This window comes from Nonomuraea sp. LPB2021202275-12-8 (genome assembly GCF_037044575.1).
In the GTDB taxonomy this organism is placed as follows: Bacteria; Actinomycetota; Actinomycetes; order Streptosporangiales; family Streptosporangiaceae; genus Nonomuraea.
In genome coordinates, this window is the sequence record NZ_JBAHWD010000039.1 from 60,990 (window position 1) to 84,661 (window position 23,672).

A 23,672-nucleotide genomic window follows, 5' to 3' on the forward strand; every position below is an offset into this window, starting at 1 on the left:
GCGAGCATAAGAGGTATATACCGATCGTTCAAAGGTCCGGCAGAGGCCTATACGACAGTCCGAAGCCAGGCAGTCGTGTCCGGAGGGAGGAGGTTGCCCTCGTTCAACAGCCCGCTGGCGAGCAGCAGCTCTCCTTCCGGCAACGCGGTCGGCTTCGTGCCGAAATTCGTCACCGACACCCAGCCGTTCGGCCGCCGGAACGCGACGACGGGGGCGTCGCTCGTGAGCCACTCGAGCGTCTCAGCGGTCTGCAGCCGGCGGCGCAGGCCGAGTGCCCGCCGGTAGAGGTGCAGGGCCGAGTCCGGCGACTTCTCCTGCACATCGGCCGCGTACTCGGCGAACCAGGCCGGCTGCGGCAGGTGGGCGCCGCCCGGGCCGAACCCGAAAGAGGTCCCGTGTTCGGTCCAGGGGAGCGGCACCCGGCACCCGTCCCGGCCCATCTCGATGCCACCTTTGCGGAAGAAGACCACGTCCTGGCGCGCTTCGTCGGGGATCGTGGCCACCTCCGGCAAGCCGAGTTCCTCTCCTTGATACAGATAGGCGCTGCCGGGAAGTGCCAGGGCCAGCAGGGTGGCCGCCCGCGACCGCCGTGCTCCGAGGTCTCTGTCCTCGACCGGCTTCGTCCCGCGCGAGAGGAGCCAGTCGTTGCCGTCGCCTCCCCCGGCGAGCCCGTAACGGGTCGCGTGGCGGACCACGTCGTGGTTGGAGAACACCCAGGTGCTCGAGCTTCCCGAGGGCTCCGCCAGTGCCAGGTTGTCACTGATGATCGTACGGAACTGCTGGGGGTCCCAGTCGGCCCGCAGCAGGTCGAAGTTGAAGGCCTGCCCCAGGCCTGCGGCGTCCGCGTACCGGATTCGGCGCTCGGCGGGCACCCAGGCCTCGGCGACCGCCATCAGCGGAGGGTCGTACTTGTTGAACAACGTCCGCCATTCGGCGTAGATGTCATGGACGTCGTCGCGATCCCACAGCCAGTGGTCGCCCACGGCGTACAACGTCTCATCCGCCAGGTCCTCCTGGCTGGGCAGCACCTCGGGGAGCCGCTTGGTGAGGGCGTTGGCGACGTCGACGCGGAAGCCGTCGACGCCGCGGTCGCCCCAGAACGCCAGCGTCCGCAGGAAGTCCACGCGGACTTCGGGGTTCGCCCAGTTCCAGTCGGGTTGCTCTTTGGCGAAGATGTGCAGGTACCACTGCCCGTCGGGCACGCGCGTCCAGGCCGGGCCGCCGAAGAGAGACCTCCAGTCGGACGGCGGAAGCTCACCGTCCTCCCCGCGGCCGTCCCGGAAGATGAACCGATCCCGCTCGGGCGACCCGGCCTTCGCGGCGAGGGCGGCCCGGAACCACTCGTGACGATCCGAGGAGTGGTTCGGGACGAGGTCGATGATGAGCCGGATGCCGCGCACGTGCAGCGCCTCGACCAGCTCGTCGAACTGGTCGAGGGTTCCGATCCGGGGATCGACGTCCCGGTAGTCATCGACGTCATATCCGCCGTCCGCCAGTGCTGACGGGTAGAACGGGCTCATCCAGACGGCGTCGACGCCGAGCTCGGCGAGATGGTCGACACGCGAGATGATTCCCGCCAGGTCGCCGATGCCGTCGCCGTTGCCATCCGCGAAGCTGCGCGGATAGATCTGGTAGACCACGGCCTGCCGCCACCAGTCGGGGTCGCCTGCTCGGGCGGCGGGCACGTGCGCCGGTGCGCTCTTGACGTCGGTCACGGGATGATCCTTCTCTGTTGCGGGGCTCGTCGGACAGGTACGGTCACACTCGAGCGAAGTGGACCATCGTGAGCCGTTCGGGAAAGAGCGCGGGCATCTGAACACCGTGCTCCGCGAGGACCCGGCCGGGCAGCGTGATGCCACCGGTCCACCACGGCGGGCAGGTGCCGGCGAGAAACCTGGAGACCTCCGCTGTGAGCGGCAGCGGGGTGACCTGGTAGTCCGCATCCGGGTCGAGCCCCGGCACACGGACCGGCCCGGGTCGGGTCTGCGCTGACGTGGCGACGGCCACGAAGGTGAAGAGCGCTTCGGCGGAATCCACGGCCACGACCCCGTGCACCTGGAGCGCCGGGTCTGGGTGGTCGACGTGGACGACGCGTCCCGTGTGGAGCAGTTCCTGGTGCTGCTGGTAGAGCACTATCCACTCGGCCAGGGCCTGCCGGTCGGCCTGCGAAGCCGATCGCAAATCCCACTCGATCCCGAAGCTGCCGAAAAAGGCCGTACCGGCGCGGAACGCCAGGTCGTGCACGCGGGCGGTGGCGTGCGAGTCGGGGGAGCCGACGTGCGAGCCCATCATCTCCGGCGGCAGCAGCAGACCGGTCCAGCGCTCGATCTGCTGCCGTTCGAGGGCGTCGATGCAGTCGCTGGCCCAGATCCGCTCCGTCCGGTCGAGGATGCCCAGATCGGCGCGGGCACCTCCAGAGGAGCAGGACTCGATCTCCAGCCCCGGATGGCGGGACTTGAGGGTGTCGATCAGCCGGTACACCGCTCGGGTCTGCTCGTGCACTCCGGCCCGACCGTGCGCGGCCCGCCCGGGTTCGACCAGGTCGCGGTTGTGGTCCCACTTGAGGTAATCGATGCCGTACTCAGTGATCAATGCGCTCATCCGCTCCAGGATGTACGCGAAGGCCCCAGGCTCGGCCAGATCGAGGACCTGTTGGTGGCGGCCCTCGGGCGGCAGCCGGTAGCCGGCCGAGAGGATCCACTCGGGGTGGGCGCGCGCCAGGTCGGAGTCGACGTTGATCATCTCGGGCTCGAACCAGAGGCCGAACTGCATCCCGGCCGCGCGAACGTGGTCGACGAACGCGTGCAGCCCGCCTGGCCATACGTTCTCGTCGACGTACCAGTCGCCCAGTCCGGCATGATCGTCGCGGCGGTGGCGGAACCAGCCGTCGTCCAGCACGAACCGTTCGACACCGATCTCGGCGGCCAGATCGGCGAGCTCGGTGAGCACGGTGACGTCCTGATCGAAGTAGACCGCTTCCCAGGTGTTGAGCACGACGGGCCGGCGTGCGCCCGGATGGTGCGGGCGTGCCCGGAGGTAGTCGTGGAAGCGCGTCGACAGGTCGTTCAGGCCACGGCCCCAGCTGCCGAAGACCCACGGCGAGGTGTACGACTCCCCCGGCGCGAGCGTGCCCTCGCCCGGGAGGAGCAGCTCACCGCCGGCCAGCATGCCGACACCGTCGGGATTGCGCTCCGCGAGGGTCCGGTGATTGCCGCTCCAGGCGACGTGAAGTCCCCAGACCTCACCGCGCTCGAAGGAGAACGCCGGCGAGCCGGCGAGGAGCAGCAGGGTGGCGTCCCCACCGGTGCGCCCGCGCCGGTTGTCCCGCTGGTGAGTGCCCTGGGTGAAGGTGTGCCGCTGAGGTGACCGCTCCCTCAGGTGCCGGCCGGAGAAGTCGAGGATCTCCTGCGCCTGCAGCGGCACGGGTAGCGTGAGCAGGAGACCGTCCAGGGTGTAGCCGAGCCCGGGGTCGTCGTTGGAGAGCGTGGCGCGCAGCCGTACGAGGCCGGAGACCGCCATCTCGATCTCGAGCCGGATCCCCAGCCTGCCGTGCTTGTCGACCGCGCTGATCGACAGCCGGTGGGCGATCGGCCCCGAGCCTTGCTCGCTCTCCACCCGCTCTGTCACGAACTGGGCGGAGAAGTCGCGTCCGCCACGGTGACCGGACAGGCCCGGCGTACCGAGCCAGCCGGCGCTCTGCTCAGGAACGATCGACAGCGGGACCACTTGGTCGACGGGGCCGAACCCCGTCGGCGGGATAGAGACGGCGCTCAGCGCGAGCAGGTCCGTTGCGTCGAGCGCGCCGAGGTCGGCGCCCCAATGCAGCACCCTGGGCAGGCCGCTCCCCCGGGTGTCGACGACCAGGGACACGCCCCCGGCCCGCAGATGGACAAGCCCTTCGGCATCCATGAGATTCATCCCTTCAGCGCGGTCAGCGCATCCGCCGCTTGATCGCGTAGTTGATGATGGAGCGGCAGCGGGTGATCTGCTCGGTCAGCTGCTGCGCCACGGCGGACTTGATCTTGCCCTTGCCGGCGAGTTGCTCGATGCTGCCCGCGAGCGCGAGCAGCCGCCTGTCGGTGGACTTGAGTTCCGCGTCGGACGGACGCCCCCGGTCGAGCGCGCGTGCCACGGCCTTGATCTCGGCGGTCAGCACGGTGGCGACGGAGGGCGCCATTCCATTCCGCGGCAGGTAGCGTTTGCCGATCTGGTCGCGGCTCTCCTCAAGGAGCGCCCGCACCGCGGCCACGGGGCGCTGGCCCGGCGGGATGGCGGGTGCGCGCCACGGGCCGATCGACAGTGCCCGCACGTGTGCGGGGCCCGCCTGCCCGAACGCGAAGACGATCGTCCCGGTGTCGATGTCCTTGGCCGCTGTGGACTGCCGGATCGTCGCGTGGCTTCCGGCGCGGTTGTACATCGACCCGATGCCGGTGTAGATGAGCTGTCCGCCGGTCATCTTGTCGCGGTGGTCGACGACCGTCGCGCGCAGGGCCTCGAGGTTCTCGGTGTACGCCTGGGCGATCACCACGTCGACGATCTCGGACCACTGCCCGATCTTCCGGGCCTCGGTGCCGGCCTCCGGGGCCTCGGACACGACCGCCGCCGGATCGTCAGCCTTGATCTTCCGGTAGATGTCCGTGACCAGGCGCGTCTCCTCTTCCGCCACGAACGCCGTCCACTTCGCCCATGGGTCGGGAGTTCCGTCCGGGCTCAGGGTGAGCGGATCGACGCCTTCCCGGTCCTTGAACGCGGTGCGGGCGTCGTCGGAGAAGTTGAAGCTGTGCTCCCAGTCGCTCTCGTCCGGGTAGCGCATGTAGTCGAGGTCGATGCCGGCCAGGCGGTATTCCCGCACCATCTCCGCACAGAGATCGAGGAAGTAGGTGTGGGCCACGGGGTCGGTGACGTCCAGCCAGTAGAAGCCGTTCGGCGAGGTCGCCGGGCTACCGTCCTCGACATGGTCGCGACCCACCGCGGCCCACTCCGGATGCCGGGTGAGGATGGGGCCCAGACCGTCGCCGAGCTCGTTGCCGACCGCGAGCCCGTCGATCCACGCGTGCAGCGCGATCCCCTGGCGGTCCGCCTCCTTCTTCCATGCCCGCAACGGGTCGAACCCCGCGAACTCCGGGCGCTGAGCGGGAAGGTCGTGCGCCACGTTGACCTTGCTCGGGTAGAGCGTGTACCCGCCCCAGAAGGTCTCCAGGTACAGCTCGTTGACGCCGGTCTCCTTCATCTTGGCCAGCGTCGACGCGATCTGCTCGGCGTTCTTCTCCACCGGCCGGTACCACACCCCGCGCGCGTCGGCCGGGCGGCTCGGAAGGGAGCGATAGTACGCTTCCCGGGCCGCGGAGATGGCCGCACTGCAGTAGAACAGGACTTTCTGGTCGTCCGTGCCCTTGGCGGCCTCCGCCTTCGCGAGCCAGCCGCGGGCTGCCGTCAGGCTCTGGAAAGCGGCGTCGAAGGGCGCGTTGACGAATGCGTCGTGCCGTTCCTGCACACCGGCGGCGAGTTCCTCGACCTCGTTCTTCGCGCTGACGATGTTGATGCCCACGTCCCGGTGCACGGAGACGGTCTTGCCGTCGACCTTCACCTGCGCGCCGACGAGCCCGTTCTGCTGGAGCCAGGTCGCCTTGGTACCGTGGCCGCTCAGGACGAGACCGTCGGCCGGGATGACCGTGTTCGCGCCGGCCAGTGCCGTGACGACACCGCCCTGGACGATCAGCTCGTAGCCCCACTGGTTGGTCCCCGTCGACTTGCCGTAGGCCGGCGTGTAGACGAGGAGCTGGTCCGCCCCCCGGAAGCCGGGGAACGCCGCGCCGTCAGGGTTGGACTCCGCCGTGGGATCCACCGCGGCCGCCTCCTGCGAGGAGTCGACCGTGGTGGGCCGCAGGATCGTGACGGTGTCCCCGACGGAGAAGTGCTCGGTGACGAACGCGACCGCGTCCTGGTCGCCTCCCGGCCCGGCGCTGAGCACCATGCCGTTCGCGGGGATGGTGGTGTTACCGCTCTTCGAGGAGTCGATCAGGGCCGAGTTCACGGCCGTCACACGGTACTGGTTGGGCTCCTTGGTCGCTTCGAGCGCGACCTCGGCACCCCACGGGTTCGTGAACGTGGTGAAGCCGTAATCAGGGGTGTACTGGACGAGCATGCCCTCCCATCTGGCCCCGTCCACCGCGTTGATGGGCCATCGGGTCCCGTCCGCGGCCATCACGGTGGTCTGATCCACGGTGACGGCGGGCAACCCCAGGCCGGCACCCCGGCTCGACGCCGACGCCTGCTCGGCCCATGACAGTCCTGGCGCGGCGAGCGCGCCGGCCGCGCCGACGACGAGTCCCCGTAACACGGCACGTCGATGAACACCCATGATGGCTCCCTGTGGGAATTCGACCGATCGGTAACAATCCGATCGGAATGGTTTCTCGGGATGAGTCATCCCTTGACGGCGCCGGCGTCGACGCCGCGGAAGAAGTACCTCTGGAGGAGGCCGAAGAAGACGGCCACCGGGAAGAAAGCGATCATCGTTCCGGCTGCGATGACCCGCGGGTTGGCCGAGAACGTTCCGTGCAAATACTCCAGCCCGACGGTGAGCGTGAGCTTCTCCGGAGTGGTCAGCACGAGCAACGGCCACAGGAAGTCGTCCCAGGCGGCGATGAACGCGAAGACCGAGACGACGGCGACCATTCCCTTCACATTGGGCAGTCCGATGCGCAGGAAACGGTGCCATGCGTTCGCGCCGTCGACGATCGCCGCCTCGTCGAGCTCCTTCGGGATCGCCAGGAACGCGGTCCGCATGAGCAGGATGTTGAGCATGCCGATCGCCCCGGGCAGGGCGACGCCGAGGAGCGTGTCGGTCAGGCCCATGGAACGGATCGTCAGATACTGCGCCACGAGCGTCGCCTCGGCCGGCATCAGCATGCTCGCGAGGATGGCGCCCAGGATCAGCTTGGCGCCGCGGAAGCGCAGCCGGGTGAGCGCGTAGCCGGCCATGGTGGCCCCCACGACGTTGCCCATCACGGAGATCACGGCCACGACGAGGGAGTTCCACGCGAACCCCAGGATGGGAACCGTCTCGGCGGCGGTCACGTAGTTGGCCAGCGTCGGGTCCTCGGGGAGGAGGGACGGCATCCGCGTGTAGATGTCCTCACCCGCGCCCTTGAACGAGGTGGACAGCTGCCAGACGAACGGCCCGACGGTGATGATCAGCACGAGCACGAGAAGCAAATAACGTACGACCTTCTCGCGCGTGGACATGGAGGAGAACCCTCGGTACCCGCGCCGTGCCCTGGCCTTGGGCCCCGATCCGTGGTCCGGGCGCTGCGAGCGGACCTGCGCCGATGTCGCTGTCACGGCTTCACCCTGTTGATACGGGCGAGAAGGAGCAGCGGTCCCAGCGTGACGAAGAACAGCAGCAGCGACAGGGCCGAGGCGTAGCCGAGGTTGCCGCTGAAGCCGCGTGCGTACATCTGGATCAGCATGACGACCGAGGAGGCATCCCCGCCGACTCCGCCGGAGCCGTTCGTCAGGATGTACAGCTCGGAGAACACCCGCAGGGCGCCCACCGTGATGAGGATCGCGACGAGGAGCATCGTGTTGCGGACACCCGGCACCGTCACCGCCCAGAACCGGCGCCACGCTCCGGCGCCGTCGACCGCGGCCGCCTCGTGGAGTTCGGGGGGCACACTGCCGAGAGCCGACAGGTAGATGACCATGTAGTAGCCGAAGCCCTTCCAGATCGTCAGAGTGATCGCGCTGAAGACCACCAGCCATCGGTCGGTCAGGAACGGGATCGAGTCGCTGATGAACCCGAGGTTCTTCGCCATCGAGTTGACCGCTCCGCTGTCGTCCAGCAGCCAGGTCCAGATGAGACCCACGACGACGGCCGACGCGACGACCGGCGTGTAGAAGACCGTTCTGAAGAACGTGATGCCCGGCAGCTTCTTCTCCACGAGCAGCGCCAAGCCCAGCGGCAGCAGGAGCAGGAGCGGCAGGCACACGGCCAGATAGACCACCGCGTTCAGCAGCGCCGAAGCGAGCTGCTCGTCGTCGAGCATCTGGCCGAAGTTCTCCAGGCCGGTGAACTCTCCGCCGGTCAGGAGCTTGGCGTTGGTGAAGGCGAGCACGAACCCGTTCAGCGCGGGCCACACGTTGAACATGAGGAGGAACACAATCGCCGGCAGGCACAGCAGCCACGGGGTGAACCACGCGTGGGTGCGGACCAGCACGGCATCCGGCCGGTCACCCGCAGGTGGCGAGCCGGCCGAGGCCGGGCTGTGCGGCTTCGAGGACGAGTCCTGGCGAAGCGGTGTCTTGATCTTGGTCATCTGCGCTTTCCCGATCCGTGCGCCGGGCGGGATGGTGTCCTCCGGCCCGGCGCCACCTTCCGCCCTACTGCGCGAGCAGTTGGTTGCACTTGGCGACCGCGGAGTCGAGCGCCTCCTTGGACGTCAGCTCCCCGGTCATGGCCGCCGCCATCTGCTGTTTGACGTACGTCGACATCGCCCCGGTGAGCTGCACCGGCTCAGGCACCGTCGCCTCGGTCAGGGCCTTGAAGGCGATCACCTTGGCGTCACCCTCGGGAGTCCCATCACTTTCGCCGAACGCGGCGTTCGCCTGAGACGCGGTGGTCGAGGGGAAGATGCCGGGGACCAGCTTCGCGAACGTCTCCTGGTTCGCCGCGTTGGTGAGGAACTGCGCCAGGGCCTTCGCGGTGGGCAGGTTCTTCGAGGACTTCGGGACCGACACGCCCTGGACGGAGAGCGGGGCCGTCCCGATGTAGGGCGAGGACGCGATCTTCCCCTTGAGCGAGGGGTTGCTCTCCAGCACCGTGCCGATGAAGTTGCCGCCGGCGGTGGTCCACCCCACTGCCCCCTTGGTGAACAGCTGCGTGTTACCGAGGAAGTCGTCGGTGAGCACGTCCTTGGGCAGCAGCCCCTCCTTGAAGGCCTCTCGGTAGGTGTCGAGCAGCGCGACGGCCTCGTCCGAGTTGAAGACGAACTCCGTCCCGTCCTCGTTGATGATGGGAATGCCGGCCGCGGAGAAGGTGCCCACGTACGGCTTGCTGCTCATCAGGAACGACTTGCCGTCGGACTTCTCCTTGAGCGTCCGGGCCTGCGTGACCAGCTCGTCGAGGGTCGTGGGCGGGCTCTTCGCGTCGAGGCCGCCGGCGGCCATCGTGGCGGTGTTCCAGTAGTTCAGTTCCGTGGTGAGGTACCAGGGGTAACCGTAGGTGCCCTTCTGGCCGTTGAACTGGAAGGCGGCCAGCGAACCCGGGACATACGTCGCCTTGAGCGAGTCGTCGATCCCGTCGAGGTCGACCAGGAGACCCTCCTTCGCCAGCTGGTAGCTGAAGACGGGAGTGGTGTTGGTCACGTCCGGCAGCTCTCCCGCGCTCGCCTGGGTGAGGAGCTTCTCTTCGTAACCGTCACCGGGCTGGTCGAGCCAGGTGACGCTGGTCCCCGGGTACGTCTTCTCGAAGGCGGTGATGACGCCCTCGATGTAGTCGGAGAACTGGGACTTGAGGTTCCAGGTCTGCAGCGTCACCTTTCCGGTGACTTCGCCGCCGGCTTTCGGCTGGCCGCCGTCGCCTGTTCCGGAGAGCCCGCAGGCGGACAACAGCACCGTGCCCGCGAGGATGGCACCGGCTGCAACGGCCCTTCGTCTGATCATCTTTTGCCTCCCGCGTTCGGCCGTCGTCACCGCAGGCCTGACTAAGTGGTATGGCCTGGGAAGCTAATAGGTATATACCATTTTGTCAAGACTGCCCCTCCTGCCCCATTAATCCCAATCTGCCCCACGCCGGCTGAGCCCCGGTCGAGGGATGGGCGTCACCGGTACGGGACCGGCCCGGCACCGCTCACCTGCCACTTCACGTCTTCGTGAGTGACGCGGGCAGGTTACCTGCCCCGGCTGACCGCCGGGACACCGGTAGCCATCTCGACGCTGGGATCAAGACGGCAGGTGAGGCAACCGTTCACTCCGAGGGCCCACTGGTCTAGTCCTTTCCCGGCCACCGAGTGATCGTCGGGCGCGGACCGCCCTGCCGACGCTCAGCCGCCGGCCCGCTGCTCGCCGGGATGAGCACGAAGATGCCGGCCCGGCCGACTGGCGGCCGGGGCTGGAGATCACGTGTAGGTCAGCGCCAAGGCCGTGCCCTGTTCGGTGTTCACGCTGACGAGCCTGGGCCGTCATCGGGCAGCCGCGCTCCGGCTTCATGAAAAACTGCTGGGGTGACCGCACGACGTATCGCCTACCAGGGTGAGCCCGGCTCGAACTCCCACATGGTGTGCAAGCACCACTACCCCGACTGGCATACGGTGCCGTGCGCGTCCTTCGAGGACGTGTTCGCGGTGGTGGAGAACGGGAAGGCCGAGCTGGCGATGATCCCGATCGACAACTCGATCGCCGGCCGGGTCGCCGACATCCACCACTTCCTGCCGACCTCGGACCTGCACATCATCGGCGAGCACTTCCTGCGCATCCAGTTCAACCTGATGGCACCGCCGGGCGCGACCCTGGACACGATCAAGGCCGTGCACAGCCACGTGCACGCCCTCGGCCAGTGCCGCCGGATCATCCGCGAGCACGACCTGGTGCCGGTGATCGCCGGTGACACCGCCGGCGCTGCGCGCGAGGTGGCCGAGGCGGACGACCCGACCCAGGCCGCGATCGCGCCGCCGCTCGCGGCGGAGATCTACGGCCTGCACATCCTCGCCCGCGACGTCGAGGACGAGGAACACAACACCACCCGGTTCGTGGTGCTCAGCCCGGACTTCGTGCAGGCACCGCGCGGCCAGGGCCCGGTGGTCACCTCGTTCGTCTTCAACGTCCGCAACCTGCCGGCCGCGCTCTACAAGGCGCTCGGCGGGTTCGCGACCAACGGCATCAACATGACCAAGCTGGAGAGCTACATGGTCGGCGGCCACTTCACGGCCACCCAGTTCCTCGCCGAGGTCGACGGGCACCCCGAGGATCCCGGCCTCAAGAACGCGCTGGAGGAGTTGGCGTTCTTCACCACGGACGTGAAGATCCTCGGGGTCTACCCGGCCGACCCGTCCCGCGCCAACTGATTCTCGAGACGGGCGCAGGGGCGCCCTCCTGGACCACCGTCTATTCGGCGCCCTCCGAAGATCTGGTACGCAGGCCTCGGCTGGCCAACCGCATCCCAGTGCACAGTCCTTGCAGTTGAGCCGCCAGCGGCCGAGTTGGCGATGACGGCGACGGTGGCACCGCCGGCGCGCAGACTGTGTGCGGTGACGGTGTCGGCGTAGGGCACGGCGGGCGGGATGGCGATGGTCTCAATGGCCTCGCCGGCCCCTATCCGTAGACCGACCAGGTGATTCGTGCATGCGTCTCACCGTGCTGGCAGACTCTTGTCGCTGATCGGCATCCACAAGCGGGCCGCAGCCAGAGCCGGAGGACCGGCTCCGCGAAGCCGCCGCACCGAACCACCGCCATCGGGACATGCAGTTGATACCGCGTACCCGACAGAGTGCTCGCTCTCGCATGCTGGAAGCAGGCCTCACCAGCGATCAGACCGGGTCCTCGTCAGTCAGCGAAGGCATCGCGCGTGGACGCAGGACCATGAGCGAGCCTTCCAGGGTCGCCACCATGGCGAAGGGAAACCGGTCGACCTCAAGACAGAGCGCAACGTCATCAGGATGGACTCCTTGACGCACCCCCTCCGCCAGTTCGGCGGCGGCGCGCGACTCGGCAGCGCGGCGGAGGAACTCAGTAGCATCAGCCCCAGCCTCGGTGACCCTCCGAGCGATGTACTGAGCGCACGCCAGATCTTCATCGGCCCGCCCGTCCTCGCCAGTGACCACGAACGTGACACTGTCACTCGTGCGCGCCCGCAAGAGCCGAGCCGTTGCCTCCGCCACCACGAAGCTGGCGCACAGCACCAGCGGCGCCTCCTTGACCGCAAGGGCGCCGACTGTCCCTGCCGTGGTTTTCTGCACAACGGTACGTCCGCCAAGGTCAATAGACCGCAGCAGGCCCGGCGAGTTGACGGTGTCGAACCCGGGCGAGGGCGGACCGTCTTTGAGCGCCACCCAATCCGGGTGGCGAGCCTTGAGCGCCAGGGCTTCATCCAGCGACTCAGCAAGAACGATCTTTTCCGCCCCCTGGGCAAAGGCCCAGGCAGCCACGGTGAAAGCACGCATGACGTCGACTACGACCGCCACGGACGGGGCTTCGACCAGATCAGCGATACCAAGGAAACGAGCGTCCATTTCGGTCATGATCGCACATGCCCGACCCGAGGCATCCAGAGTGGTTTGGCCGGGCGGATCACCCGGAATTCCGAGCCCTCCAGCCGCACTCGCTGAATCGCGATCTTCACCTGCACTATCATCGGTTCCTTTCATCCTCAGGCTGCATGTGCGACGCGGTGGTTTTGAAGGACGGCGACGGCCTTGCACAGGTGGCCGGCCTTGGAAGGGCTGCAGCGTAGCTTGCGCAGGATCTTCCAGCTCTTCAGCTGGGCGTTCGCAGTTCGCCGGGTCCGCGGAGCCTGGCGTGGGGGATGAAAAGACGCTTCCCAACGGTTGCCTCCACGCAGAGCCGATCACTACTCTGAAAGGAGCGTGCGAGGGCGCTGCCAGTCCGCGGGCAGGGATTTTCCCACCTCGAGCAGCACGTCAACGCACTGGACAAGACCAACCTCTTTCCGGCCGGGCAAGCGGACCTCGGCGACGAAGGAGGTTGCGATGTCCGATCGTCATTTCGAGCTCCCGGCCCATCCGAACCTGGAGTACTACCGCAAGCAGGCCAAGCACCTGCAACACGCGTACGCGGCAGGCGATGCGGCAGCCGAAGCCCGGGTCGCCGACGTGCTGAGCGATCGAGCTGCCGAGCGGTTCCTGCTCAGCGACGCCCAGTTCGTGCTCGCGCAGGAACATGGATTCCGGACCTGGGCCGGGTTTCGCGCCCACGTCGAGAGCCGCCGCACCACCGAAGAACGGCCGGTGTCCCGCCTCATGGGAGTCAGGCCGGGCATCTACGCCTCGATGGCCGACGCCCTCCTCGCCGAGTTGCACCGCGACGATCCCGGCGCGCTGCAACGGTTGCGTGCCTACGTACGCCGGCACGCCACCGCGACCTCCGCCGCGACCGCCGGGCTTCGCGACGCGCGGCTGATCATCGCGCGGGAGCTCGGCTTCCCGACCTGGCAGGAACTCGTGTCGTTCACCGAGAAGTCCCGGCGCGATCTCCACGAACGTCGGGAGAAGCGGCGGCAGCTGCACCGCGAGGCCGAAGCCCTGCTGGCCGGCGACACCGATCGGCTGGCCGGTCTGAGCGCCGAGCAGGCCGACACCCTTCTGCACATGCTCGCGGGTCCCGAGACGATCCCCGGTGTCCGGCTCGAGAAGGAGCTCGGCGTGCCGCGCGCCGCAGTCGATGTCCTGGTCGGCAAGGCCACCAACCTGGATCTCCCGCTCGCCTGGGCCGCCCGCTTCAACCGGGTCGAGTACGTGCGCCTGCTGCTCGATGCCGGTGCCGAGCCTGGCATCCGGGAATGGGGCATCACCGCGCTGGAGAACGCCATCTACCACAACAACACGGAGGTCGTCGACCTGCTCGCCGAGCACGGAATCGTCCCGCAGGCGCTCTGGACGTATGCCGCGTGCGGCCGGCTGGATCTGGTGCGGGCCTGTTTCGACGCGGACGGCAGGCTTCGGCCGGACGTCGCGTCGGCGCGCCCCGACCTCGCCGACACCGGCGCAGGCTTTCCGTCTCGGCTGCCGACGACCGATGATCCGGAGGAGATCGTGGGAGAGGCGTTCGTCCACGCCTGCCAGCACGGCCGGATCGAGGTCGTGCGCTGGCTCCTCGACCGCGGTGTCCATCCTGACGTCGCGCCCTACCTCGGGCGGACCGGCCTGCACTGGGCGATCCCGGGCGGTCGTCTCCAGGTGATCCGCCTGCTTCTGGAGCGCGGTGCCGACCCATCCATCCGCGACGATCTCCTCCAAGCCGACGCCGACGGCTGGCTGCACATAGCCTTCGCCGCTCGCCCGCACGATCCCGTGACTCAGCAGCTCCACGATCTGATCGAGTCTCGATCGCGTTGAGTCACTGCTGCGGGTCCGAGCTGCCCACGTCGCGATCAACCCGTGCATCGACGTGGACTTCACCGACTACAAGTCCGGCGTCTGTGCCCCCGGCGAACGCCAGGAAACCGCCCTGATCACCATGCTGGACGAACTCCCGCATCGTCCCATGCCCTCCGAGTACTGCGGGACTCCACCGCGAGCGCCGATCCCCGACTCGCCGGCTACCTCCACACGAGAATCAGCGATCAACTCTCCCGGCCAACCGGCAGGGGCACGGTCCTTCGCCAGGAGTGCTCATCTGCCGGCAGCCACTATCCACCACGGAGTCTGCCGGATGGCTTACTCCAGAACTCATGAGGACCCAGGATGAAAGTAGAGATATACGGCGATATCGCGTGCCCGTGGTGCCGCCTCGGCACGCATCAGTTCCACCGCGCGGTGGCCGCGGCCGATGCGGAATCGGACGTCGAACTCGTCCATCGCCCGTACCAGCTTCTTCCCGACGCGTCCGAGGAGCCCCGGCCGCTGATGGACACGGTGGTCGAAATGTTCGGCCCGGCACAGGCCGAGGCGATGGTCGCGGATATGACACGGCTCGGTGCCAGGGAAGGGATCGAGTACCGATTCGACCGTGCGATGGCGGTCAACACTTTGACCGCGCACCGGCTGCAGTGGCTGACCCTGTACGAGCACGGTGCCAGGGTGCAGGCCGCGCTGGCGACCGCCCTATTCGACGCGTACTTCCGCGACGGCGTGAACATCGCCGACCATACGCGACTCACCGAGCTGGCCGAGCGGATCGGCTTGAATGGCGGCCGGGTGCGGGACTTTCTCGCCACCGAGGAGGGGGACGCCGAGGTACGTGAGCAAATGGCCGCAGCGCGGCGCGAGGGCGTCACCACCGTGCCGAGATTCGTCTTCGAGAACGGCGAACTGATCGTCGGTGTGACCAGCACCGAGGCGCTCGGCGACGCGCTCCGGCAGGCCGGCGGGCGGTAGCGCACCCGGCCGCGACGAGGAACGACTCCGAACGACACACCACCGTGGGCAGCCCGCCCAGCACGGTCATCGCGTGCACGTGGCGAGGCCACCGACCTTGAACCCGCAAGGACCTCCCACTCGCCTCCTGACGCAACTCGAAGTCGGCCGGCCGGGAGAATCTGGCCGTGTTCTTGGTGAGCGGGCGGGCGAAGCCCGTTCCCTTTTGAAGGGTGTATTTTCTGAGAAGCCTCCGCCTTTACATTGTAGATTCACATCTGCCGGGCCTGATCGCTCACACAAGAAAAGCGCCTTTGAGCTGGGAGGATGGGGCTTGTCTAGTGTCCTGTCCACGCCAGACCAGAGGGCACTTGCCGCGTGAAGAATGTCGCTTCACACAGCAAGATCACCACCTCCGCTGATGCTGCACGGGCTCCTCTCCCCTGCGGGCGTAGCGCGCCTGGGAACTGGCAGGAACTGCAGCACCTGGCGAGCTGATCCCCCTCGACCTCGACGCCACCATCGTCATCGCCCACTCCGACAAACAGCACGCCGCGCCGACCTGGAAGAAGGCCTTCGGCCTCCACCTGATGACGGTCTTCGCCGACCACGGTCCGGATGGTTCCGGCGAACCCCTGGCCATCCTGCTGCGGCCTGGCAACGCCAGGCGACATGCCGGGGGCCGCGGTGTTCAGCGGCCTGTCGGCTGACGGCCGCTGCCGGGTCCTGTCGCTGGTCCTGACAGCGGGCCAGTGCGGCGACAGCGCCGCCGCAAGAAGAGTCTGGTCGAGCCGGCCGAACATGTGCTGGTGGACAGTGACGCTGTGACCGCAACACGGACCAGCCGCCCCTCCGGCATCAACCGATCGGTTGATGCCGGAATCCACCACCCTGCTCTCCGGCCGGACGATCCGCCGCCCCCCGCCCCCGCGCGATTCTCGAGGCATGCCAACACATCGGGAGCCCGCCCTCCGCACCATCGGACTCCGCAAAGCCTTCGGCGACCACGTGGCCGTCGACGACATCCACCTCACCGTCCCCGCCGGATCCTTCTACGGCCTGGTCGGCCCCAACGGCGCCGGCAAGACCACCACCCTGGCCATGGCCGTCGGCCTGCTCCGCCCCGACGCCGGCAGCGCCGAGATCTTCGGCGTCGACGTCTGGCGTGACACCGTCCAGGCCAAGGGACTGATCGGCGTGCTGCCCGACGGCAACGCCATGCCGGAACGGCTCACCGGCCGCGAGGTCCTCACCTACCTCGGCCTGCTGCGCGGCCTGCAGCCCGCCGTCGTCGCCGAGCGCACCGACGAACTCCTCCAGATCCTCGAACTCGACTCCGCAGAGCGGACCCTGGTCATCGAATACTCCACCGGCATGCGCAAGAAGATCGGTCTGGCCGTCGCCCTCCTGCACGCGCCCCGCCTGCTCGTCCTGGACGAGCCCTTCGAGGCCGTCGACCCCGTCTCCGCAGCCACGATCAAGGCCATCCTGCGCAGGTTCACAGGCAACGGCGGCTCCGTGATCATCTCCAGCCACGTCATGGCCCTCGTCGAGCAGCTCTGCGACCACGTGGGCGTCATCTCCGACGGCCGCGTCGTAGCCGCCGGGCCGCTGGCCGACGTCCGCGGCGCCGGAACCCTGGAGGACGCCTTCGTCGACCTCGTCGGCGCCCGCGCCGGAGGAACGGAGGGGCTGGCATGGCTCACGTCCTGACCCCCGGCCCGGCCGCCTTGGCACAGCACATGATCCGCATGCGGCTGGCAATCATGCGCCACTCCCTGCGCGGCGACAACGCCTCCAACCTCTACATCGGCGTCACGGGCGGGCTGATCCTGGCCTTCGGAACGATCGCCGTCGCCGTCCTGTGGCCCGCCTACCTGCCCCTCACCCTGGCCGTGTGGCTCTCCGGCTGGATCTTCGGCCCCATCTTCATCGGGGGCGGCAACGAGGCCCTCCGCCCCGAATACTTCTCCATGCTCCCGGCCACGCCAGGCCGGATCGCGGCGGCACTGCTCGCCGGAGCTTTCGCGGGCCCCGCACCCGCGGTCAATCTCATCGCCCTGCTGTCCCTGCCCGTGTACGGCTGGCGCTTCGGCCCAGCCGGAGTGCTCATCGGCCTGGCAGTAGCCGTCACCACGCTCATCACGATGGTGATGATCTCCCGCGTCATCGTGGCCTTCATCGGGCTGTTCGTCAGATCCCGCGCCACCGCGGCCGCCGTCGGCATCGTGACCGGCACCGCCATCGCCCTGTGCAGCAACGGCTGGGCACCCGCCGTGGCTCTGGGCGGCGCCGACACCACCGCCTGGTCCCAGGTTCTCGTCCGCGCCCTGCCCTCCGGATGGGGCGTGGCGGCCATCGAGGCCCCCTGGCCCCTCGCCCTCGCCATCCTCGTCGCCAACGCCGGCGTGATCGCTCTCCTCCTGGCCGCCTGGGCCGGCCTGCTGGCGCGGCGCGTCGTCTCGGCCGCACGCGGTGGTGTGCCGCCCCACCGCGGCACGCCCCGCCCTTTCCCCGCCACCAGCGGCGCCCGCCTCACCGCCGCCAAGGAACTGCGCGCCTGGTGGCGCGACCTCGTCCGCATCCAGCTCCTCGCCGTCGCCTTCTCCTACGCCATCGTCACCCCCCTCCTGCTCCTCACCCTCAACATCTGGATCATGGTCCCCTTCGCGGGACTCATCGCGATCGTGATGGCCGCCGCGTCCTCTGCCAACCTCTACGGCGCCGACGGGACCGCCCTCTGGCTCACCCTCATGACCCCCGGTGCGGAACGCGCCGACGTCCGCGGACGCCAACTGGCCTGGCTCCTCATCGTCGGCCCAGCCGCAGTGGTCCTCTCCCTGGCCGGCACCCTCGTCAGCGGCCAGGCCTGGGCCTGGCCGTGGGTACTCGGCCTGCTCCCCGCTCTCCTCGGCGGCGCCGCCGGGCTCATCGTCCTGCTCGCCGTCACCTCGCTCGTCCCCGGAACCGACCCCCACAAGCGTGGTGGCAACCCGCTCAGCACCGGCGCCGACGAAACCGCTGAAACCAGCCTCGCCTGGCTCGTGCTCGTCGCGGTCCCCGCCATCGCCCTGCCCGCGGCCGGCGCCATCCTCCTTCACCCCTGGGCCGGCATCGCCACCGGTGTGCTGACCGGCGCCCTCAGCGCCTGGGGACTCGGCAAGATCGCTTACCGCAGACTCGAGAACCATGGGATCGATCTGCTCAACCTCATGAAGCACGGTCCGGCACTCCAGGCCGACAAACCCACCACCGCGGACCTCCCCATCCAGCACCGCATCGGCGTCACGATCAGCTACACCCTCGCCTGGCTTCCCCTGTTCCCCCAGGGACTCGTGCCCATGATCATGAAGATCTTCGGCGTCGAGGAACGCGTATGGTTCCTCGCCCTTCATCTCCCGCCGATCTGGCAATGGCCCACCATCATCTTCATGATCGCCCTAGGGCTGCTCATGTACGGCTACGCCATCCTGATCCCCATGCGCCTAAGCTCGTCCTCATCGGCCGCTACCAGCTGAAAGCCGTCCGTACCCGAGAGGAGGGCACGCCCCGGATGAACGACCCCTTCCCGCTCTCCCCTTGGGAACGACGCTTCGAGAACGCCGTCGAGATCGTCCCCTACGTCACCCTCGCCGCTTCCCTCGTCATCAGCTTGGCCTCACCCGACCAGCCCCCAGGCGGGATCCCCCGCACACTCGGGCTCGCCGCCCTGGCCCTCGCCTGGACTGTCGGCGCCCGCACGCTCCTCCCCGCCGCCGTGCGCCGGCGGAGGGTCGCCGTCACCGTTCACTTCGCCGGCGTTCTGGCCACCGCCGCGCTGCTGACCTTCCACGACCCCATCTTCACCATCTACTGCATCTCCGGCTTCTTCCTCGCCGCCAACTTCGCTCCCTCCAAGTGGACCTTCGCCGCCGTCGCCGCCACCTCCTTCGTCCTGTACGGATCGACGCTCGACTGGGCCCAGGCCACCATCCAGCTCATCGCCTTCTACCTGGCGATCATCGCCGTGCAGACCATCGCCATCGGCGGCGGCTCCATCGCCGGTATCAAGATCGAGGACCGGCAGCGCAAATACCGGAAAGCAGTCAGCGACCTTCAGACCGCCATGGAGGAGAACGCCGACCTCCACGCCCAGCTCCTCACCCAAGCCCACCAGGCCGGCATCCTCGACGAACGCCAGCGCATGGCACGCGAGATCCACGACACCCTCGCCCAAGGCCTCACCGGCATCATCACCCAGCTACGCGCCGCCCAACGCGTCACGGATTCCGGCACCCACCTCCAACTTGCGCTCAACCTCGCCCAGGACAGCCTCACCGAAGCCCGCCGCTCCGTCTCCGCCCTCCAGCCCCACCAGCTCGAGGACGCCCACCTCCCCGAAGCCATGACCACCCTGGCCCGCGACTGGACCCAGACCACCGGCGTCGACCTCCACGTCGAAGTGACCGGCGACCGCGTCCCCCTCAGCCCCGCCATCGAGGTCACCCTCTTCCGCGTCGCCCAGGAAGCCCTCGCCAACGTCGCCAAACACGCGGGCGCCACCCGCGCCGGCCTCACCCTCTCCTACACCGACGCCGTCGTCCTCCTCGACATCCGCGACAACGGCACCGGCATCCACAACCCCAACGGCAAAGGATTCGGACTCAGCAGCATGAGACAACGCGTACGCGGCGTCGGCGGCTCCCTCGAAATCGAGAGCACGCCTGGCGAGGGCACCGCCGTCAGCGCCACCGTCCCGGCGCTCCAAGGCAACCCCCGGTGATCCGCCTCCTCATCGTGGACGACCACCCCATCGTCCGCGACGGCCTGCGCGCCGCCTTCGAAGCCGAGCCCGACATCGATGTCGCCGGCGAAGCCGCCAACGGCCGCGAAGGCATCGAACGCGCCGCCGCACTCGAGGTCGACATCGTCCTCATGGACCTGCGCATGCCCGAAATGGACGGCGTCAGCGCCATCACCGCCCTGCGCCACTCCCACCCCAGCATCAAGACCCTCGTCCTGACCACCTTCGACGGCGACTCCGACGTCCTGCCCGCCATCGAAGCCGGCGCCACCGGCTACCTCCTCAAAGACGCCCCCACCGACGAACTCCTGCGTGCCGTCCGCGCCGCCGCCGCGGGCGAGCCGGTCCTGTCCCCGTCGGTCGCCGGCCGCCTGATGGGCCAGGTACGCCGACCGGTGAAGGCTGCCCTTACCGACCGCGAACTCCAGGTCCTCGCCCTCGTCGCCGACGGCGCCTCCAATCGCCAGGCGGCCGCCAAGCTCTTCATCAGCGAGGCCAGCATCAAGACCCACCTGCTGCACATCTACGACAAACTCGGCGTCCGCGACCGCGCCGCCGCCGTCGGCGAGGGTTATCGACGAGGCTTGCTCAGTTAGTCGACCAACGGGCCTACAAGCGCGGCATCACCTTGCTCAACGCCGTCAACGACCAGGATTCCCCGCTTCGCCGACCTCGGCGACCAGCGGTTCTGGTGGGCCGACGTCCCGGGGACGGCAACCCAGCCCCGCTCGGGCAGGCGTTCGCCGAGTACGGCCGCATCGACAAGACCCTTCACCGGCCCGGCATCCTCGACTGGCTATGAAGGTGGATCCGAGAGCCATGTGTCGGTCGGTTTGAGAGCCACTTGCTGATCAACTGCCTTGGAGTGTTAGTGAAAAAGAGAGCCATGCCCGTGGGTCTGGGGGCATGGCTCTCTTGACGCTGTGTGAGTGTTGTCGGCGTACACCTCCCGCTGCGGAGGCGAGTACGCGTAAACGTGCACAGCCCGATGGCGGTTAGCCGGTGGCGGTGATGTGGCTTTGACGGCGACCAGGGTTCGTGAGGCGGCAGCAGGGGTGCGACGTACGCGCATGTTCGACCAGGTTCAGGGGAGTTCCTGGCGTTCTGCGGTTTCGCCCAGACGATGGAGCAGGTGCGTCCAGCCGTCGCTGGTCTCCTCTTCGAGTACGGTCGGCAGACCGCTGTGGCGCAGGGTGAGCTCGGTACCGTCACCGTCCGGGGTCAGGGTGACTTCGACTCGGGATGCCTCTGGTGCCATGTCGGGCGCTCCCGGTGTGGCCTCCCAGCCGAAGGTGAAGACGAGACGTTCATACGGCACGAACTCCACGAACCGTCCGCGCATCACCGGGCGTGGGCCCTCATGCATCGCAACCTGCAAGGTGCCGCCGGGGCGGGCGTCCAGCTCGGCCGTTCCCCACCATCGCGCCAGGCGTGCCGGGTCGGTGAAGAACCGCCAGACCGTCTCGGGACGCGCACGGATGTGCAACGTCTGCTCAATCGTCCTGCTCACAACGATCCCTTCACGTCCTGGTCACCAGTGTGCGCGCGTTCTTCTTGCTCGGCTTCGGACTGGAGGCGGCTGAGCGAGGTGGACCACATTGTCTCCAGGAACGTCACCGCCTCGGCCAGCCCCTCCGGACGTAGCCGATAGAAGCGGCGATTGCCTGCGCGGCGGACGTCGACGAGGCGGGCTGCTGTCAGCGTTCGCAGATGCTGGGATACCGCAGGGCGACTGATCTCGGGAAAGCACTCGGCGATCTCGCCTGCCGCTACCTCGCGATCCCGCACCAGGACGAGGATGGCGCGGCGGGTCGGGTCCGCCACAGCGCGAAGCGCGTCGTCCATGGGCCACCGCCTTCGTTTGCGCGCTACCGGGACAGTATGTAAGTCTTTAAGCAACATCTTACACGCTATTGATGACGAGGATCCGCCATGTCAGGAGACGACAACACCCGTACCCCGCGATCGGAGACCCAGCGCCTGAATGCGCTGGTTGGCCGTTGGCGTTCGCAGGGGCGTATAGCGGCCACCGCGATCGACCCGGCGATCCGCATCGCCGGGTCGGACACCTACGAGTGGCTGGCGGGCGAGCACTTCCTCATTCACCGTGTGGACGTGCGCATGAATGAGGAACACGTCGAGGTCATCGAGATGATCGGGCCCTACGATCCAGCGAGCCGGACCTATCCCATGCGCTCCTTCGACAATCAAGGCAACTTCGTCACCATGCGGGCAAGCGTCGACGACGGGGGTGTCTGGACGTTCGCCGGCGAGACGGAGCGGGCGACGCTGGTGATCGCCGAAGACGGCGACTCCATGACGGCCGAATGGGAGCGCACTGACAACGGCTCGAACTGGCGGCACTGGATGGACATGAGCTTCACTAGGGCTCCCAGCCCCAGCGCTATCCCTCGCCGCTGAATCCCTCGCAGATCAAAAGCCTCACCGTCGAGTTCGCCTCGCCCCAGGGCGTCCCGGTCAAGGTCGAGGACGTCGCCCGCCCATCCTCCTCGGCCACGCCCCCATCAACTTCCTGGGCCGCGGCCGCTCTGCGAAGTCCCCGAACCACCCGTTTCCGCCAGTTGAGTCGAAGGTGCGTGGTTCATCCCGGTTGATCCGTTAGGCATAGGGTAGGCGGCATGGCGCTGCGACTTGTTCAGGTGAATTTCAAAGCTCGGAATGACTCGGCGCTGGGCCGGTTCTGGGCGGAGGCGCTCGGCTGGAATGTTTCCAGCGAGGGACCCGGCGTGACCAACCTCGAACCCGAAGGCTTCGCCTGGCCGGACCCCGACGCCTTCTACGTCGATCTCGTCACCGTCCCGGACCCCGAAACAGTGAAGTACCGCGTGCACCTCGACCTCGCCACCACCTCTGCCCCCCATCAGGCGGAGTTGCTCTCGCGCCTGAAGGAGCTCGGTGCGACGCCCGCCGGCGTGGGCCGGGGCGACGTCCCGTGGACGGTCCTGGCCGACCCAGAGGGCAACGTGTTCTGCGTCCTGGAGCCTCGGGAGATCTACCGGGACACCGGGCCGATCGCCGCGGTGGTCGTCGACTGCGCGGACCCGCGGGCCATGACCCGGTTCTGGGGCGAGGCGATCGACTGGACCCTGCACGAAGTGACCGACGATCACGCGATGCTGCGCTCCCCCAAGGGTGTCGGCCCGTATCTGGAGTTCGTCCGCACGCCCCACCTGAAGGACATGTGGACCCGCGTCCATCTCGACCTCCTGCCCTCCCCCGTCGACGGTCAAGCGGCAGAGGTGGCCCGGCTTGAGGCCCTCGGCGCGACGCCCGCCGACGTAGGCCAGGGCGACGTCCCGTGGAAGGTCCTCGCCGACCCGGATGGCAACGAGTTCTGCGTCCTGGGTGCTGCGGCAAGCCCCTCGACGTAGTACTTGATTTCCAGACGCCGAGAGTGCGGCGATCAGTTGCGCGATAACTTCGGTTGTCTCGCAACTTCGCGAAAGGGGGGCGGCGACATGGACCCGGTGACCGTGGAACAGCTCAGCCGCGCCCACCCCTCGCCCGCCACTTGGACGACCTCCTCACCGACCAGAAGAACGCCAGCGCCTCCGCCCACACCGTCCGCGCGTACCGCGGCGAGCTCCTGCAGTTCACCGCCCACTGCGACGGCGAACTCACAGACCGAAGCGGACCTGGTCGGCTTGTGGGTGTCTGATCACACCGCAACGTTGATAAGCAGACATCTCTCCTTGCGAAGGCAGCGCTCGCGCTGATCGTTGGATGCTCGCACCGAGCAGACGATAACGATGTCCGCTCGTCAGAGGAAGTAGTTCGGCACATGGTCGTACCGGCAATAGTCTCGAGATTGAGAAGATTACGCCTCGCTTCGCCCTCCC

The 23,672-nt window shown here is 68.0% G+C and carries 18 protein-coding genes and 2 pseudogenes; 10 read left to right on the plus strand and 10 right to left on the minus strand.

The window, feature by feature from the left end; translation table 11 throughout:
- Window positions 1-47: 47 nt before the first annotated feature.
- The 6 genes from V5E28_RS41720 to V5E28_RS41745 form a co-directional block, all read right to left on the minus strand.
- The gene (locus V5E28_RS41720; protein WP_336215454.1) at window positions 48-1,715 is read right to left on the minus strand and encodes a glycoside hydrolase family 13 protein; all 1,668 of its coding nucleotides are present in this window, start codon (window positions 1,713-1,715) and stop codon (window positions 48-50) included.
- 43 nt (window positions 1,716-1,758) lie between these two features.
- Window positions 1,759-3,909 carry an alpha-galactosidase gene (locus V5E28_RS41725; RefSeq protein ID WP_336215456.1) on the minus strand — a complete coding sequence of 717 codons (2,151 nt, stop codon included), beginning with the start codon at window positions 3,907-3,909 and terminating at the stop codon, window positions 1,759-1,761.
- A gap of 22 nt (window positions 3,910-3,931) precedes the next feature.
- A complete protein-coding gene (locus V5E28_RS41730) occupies window positions 3,932-6,361 on the minus strand; it encodes a glycoside hydrolase family 10 protein (RefSeq protein ID WP_336215457.1) in 2,430 nt (809 codons plus the stop codon).
- A gap of 65 nt (window positions 6,362-6,426) precedes the next feature.
- Window positions 6,427-7,344 (minus strand): carbohydrate ABC transporter permease, encoded by a 918-nt coding sequence (locus V5E28_RS41735; RefSeq protein WP_336215458.1) that lies wholly within the window; start codon window positions 7,342-7,344, stop codon window positions 6,427-6,429.
- The gene (locus V5E28_RS41740; protein WP_336215460.1) at window positions 7,341-8,318 is read right to left on the minus strand and encodes a carbohydrate ABC transporter permease; all 978 of its coding nucleotides are present in this window, start codon (window positions 8,316-8,318) and stop codon (window positions 7,341-7,343) included. The genes V5E28_RS41735 and V5E28_RS41740 overlap by 4 nt, the downstream gene beginning before the upstream one ends.
- A gap of 64 nt (window positions 8,319-8,382) precedes the next feature.
- Window positions 8,383-9,663 (minus strand): ABC transporter substrate-binding protein, encoded by a 1,281-nt coding sequence (locus V5E28_RS41745; protein ID WP_336215461.1) that lies wholly within the window; start codon window positions 9,661-9,663, stop codon window positions 8,383-8,385.
- Between the two features lie 560 nt (window positions 9,664-10,223).
- Between V5E28_RS41745 and V5E28_RS41750 the strand changes: the two genes are divergently transcribed.
- Window positions 10,224-11,063, plus strand: coding sequence for a prephenate dehydratase (locus tag V5E28_RS41750; RefSeq protein WP_336215462.1), 840 nt, complete (start codon window positions 10,224-10,226; stop codon window positions 11,061-11,063).
- A gap of 462 nt (window positions 11,064-11,525) precedes the next feature.
- Here V5E28_RS41750 and V5E28_RS41755 read toward each other — a convergent pair whose 3' ends face one another.
- Together V5E28_RS41755 and V5E28_RS41760 are read right to left on the minus strand one after the other, a co-directional pair.
- Window positions 11,526-12,236, minus strand: coding sequence for a 2-phosphosulfolactate phosphatase (locus tag V5E28_RS41755; RefSeq protein WP_336215464.1), 711 nt, complete (start codon window positions 12,234-12,236; stop codon window positions 11,526-11,528).
- A gap of 128 nt (window positions 12,237-12,364) precedes the next feature.
- Window positions 12,365-12,516 (minus strand): annotated as a pseudogene (locus V5E28_RS41760) (IS5/IS1182 family transposase); the annotation flags it as partial.
- A gap of 188 nt (window positions 12,517-12,704) precedes the next feature.
- Here V5E28_RS41760 and V5E28_RS41765 point away from each other — a divergent pair.
- The 7 genes and pseudogenes from V5E28_RS41765 to V5E28_RS41795 all read left to right on the plus strand — a co-directional run bounded on the left by V5E28_RS41765 (window position 12,705) and on the right by V5E28_RS41795 (window position 20,408).
- Window positions 12,705-14,069, plus strand: a complete 1,365-nt coding sequence (locus V5E28_RS41765) for an ankyrin repeat domain-containing protein (RefSeq protein WP_336215466.1) — start codon at window positions 12,705-12,707, stop codon at window positions 14,067-14,069.
- Window positions 14,070-14,417: 348 nt separating this feature from the next.
- Window positions 14,418-15,050: a DsbA family oxidoreductase gene (locus V5E28_RS41770; protein ID WP_336215467.1), complete on the plus strand. Its 633-nt coding sequence runs from the start codon at window positions 14,418-14,420 to the stop codon at window positions 15,048-15,050.
- A gap of 434 nt (window positions 15,051-15,484) precedes the next feature.
- Window positions 15,485-15,694, plus strand: a pseudogene (locus tag V5E28_RS41775) (IS1380 family transposase); the annotation flags it as partial.
- 280 nt (window positions 15,695-15,974) lie between these two features.
- Window positions 15,975-16,742, plus strand: a complete 768-nt coding sequence (locus V5E28_RS41780; RefSeq protein ID WP_336215468.1) for an ABC transporter ATP-binding protein — start codon at window positions 15,975-15,977, stop codon at window positions 16,740-16,742.
- Window positions 16,727-18,547 (plus strand): hypothetical protein, encoded by a 1,821-nt coding sequence (locus tag V5E28_RS41785; protein WP_336215469.1) that lies wholly within the window; start codon window positions 16,727-16,729, stop codon window positions 18,545-18,547. The genes V5E28_RS41780 and V5E28_RS41785 overlap by 16 nt, the downstream gene beginning before the upstream one ends.
- Before the next feature lie 35 nt (window positions 18,548-18,582).
- Window positions 18,583-19,791 (plus strand): sensor histidine kinase, encoded by a 1,209-nt coding sequence (locus V5E28_RS41790; RefSeq protein WP_336215470.1) that lies wholly within the window; start codon window positions 18,583-18,585, stop codon window positions 19,789-19,791.
- Window positions 19,788-20,408 (plus strand): response regulator transcription factor, encoded by a 621-nt coding sequence (locus V5E28_RS41795; protein ID WP_336215471.1) that lies wholly within the window; start codon window positions 19,788-19,790, stop codon window positions 20,406-20,408. The genes V5E28_RS41790 and V5E28_RS41795 overlap by 4 nt, the downstream gene beginning before the upstream one ends.
- Window positions 20,409-20,896: 488 nt before the next feature.
- On the opposite strand, the gene V5E28_RS41800 is transcribed toward V5E28_RS41795, so the two are convergent.
- Together V5E28_RS41800 and V5E28_RS41805 are read right to left on the minus strand one after the other, a co-directional pair.
- Complete coding sequence (locus V5E28_RS41800; protein ID WP_336215472.1) at window positions 20,897-21,322, minus strand: SRPBCC family protein; 426 nt, start codon at window positions 21,320-21,322, stop codon at window positions 20,897-20,899.
- Complete coding sequence (locus tag V5E28_RS41805) at window positions 21,319-21,657, minus strand: ArsR/SmtB family transcription factor (protein ID WP_336215473.1); 339 nt, start codon at window positions 21,655-21,657, stop codon at window positions 21,319-21,321. Before V5E28_RS41805 ends, V5E28_RS41800 begins: the two co-directional genes overlap by 4 nt.
- An 87-nt stretch (window positions 21,658-21,744) precedes the next feature.
- Here V5E28_RS41805 and V5E28_RS41810 point away from each other — a divergent pair, with 87 nt between their 5' ends.
- Both V5E28_RS41810 and V5E28_RS41815 read left to right on the plus strand, forming a co-directional pair.
- Window positions 21,745-22,233, plus strand: coding sequence for a DUF1579 family protein (locus V5E28_RS41810; protein ID WP_336215474.1), 489 nt, complete (start codon window positions 21,745-21,747; stop codon window positions 22,231-22,233).
- A 218-nt stretch (window positions 22,234-22,451) separates the two neighbouring features.
- Window positions 22,452-23,204 carry a VOC family protein gene (locus V5E28_RS41815; protein WP_336215476.1) on the plus strand — a complete coding sequence of 251 codons (753 nt, stop codon included), beginning with the start codon at window positions 22,452-22,454 and terminating at the stop codon, window positions 23,202-23,204.
- Window positions 23,205-23,672 lie beyond the last annotated feature (468 nt).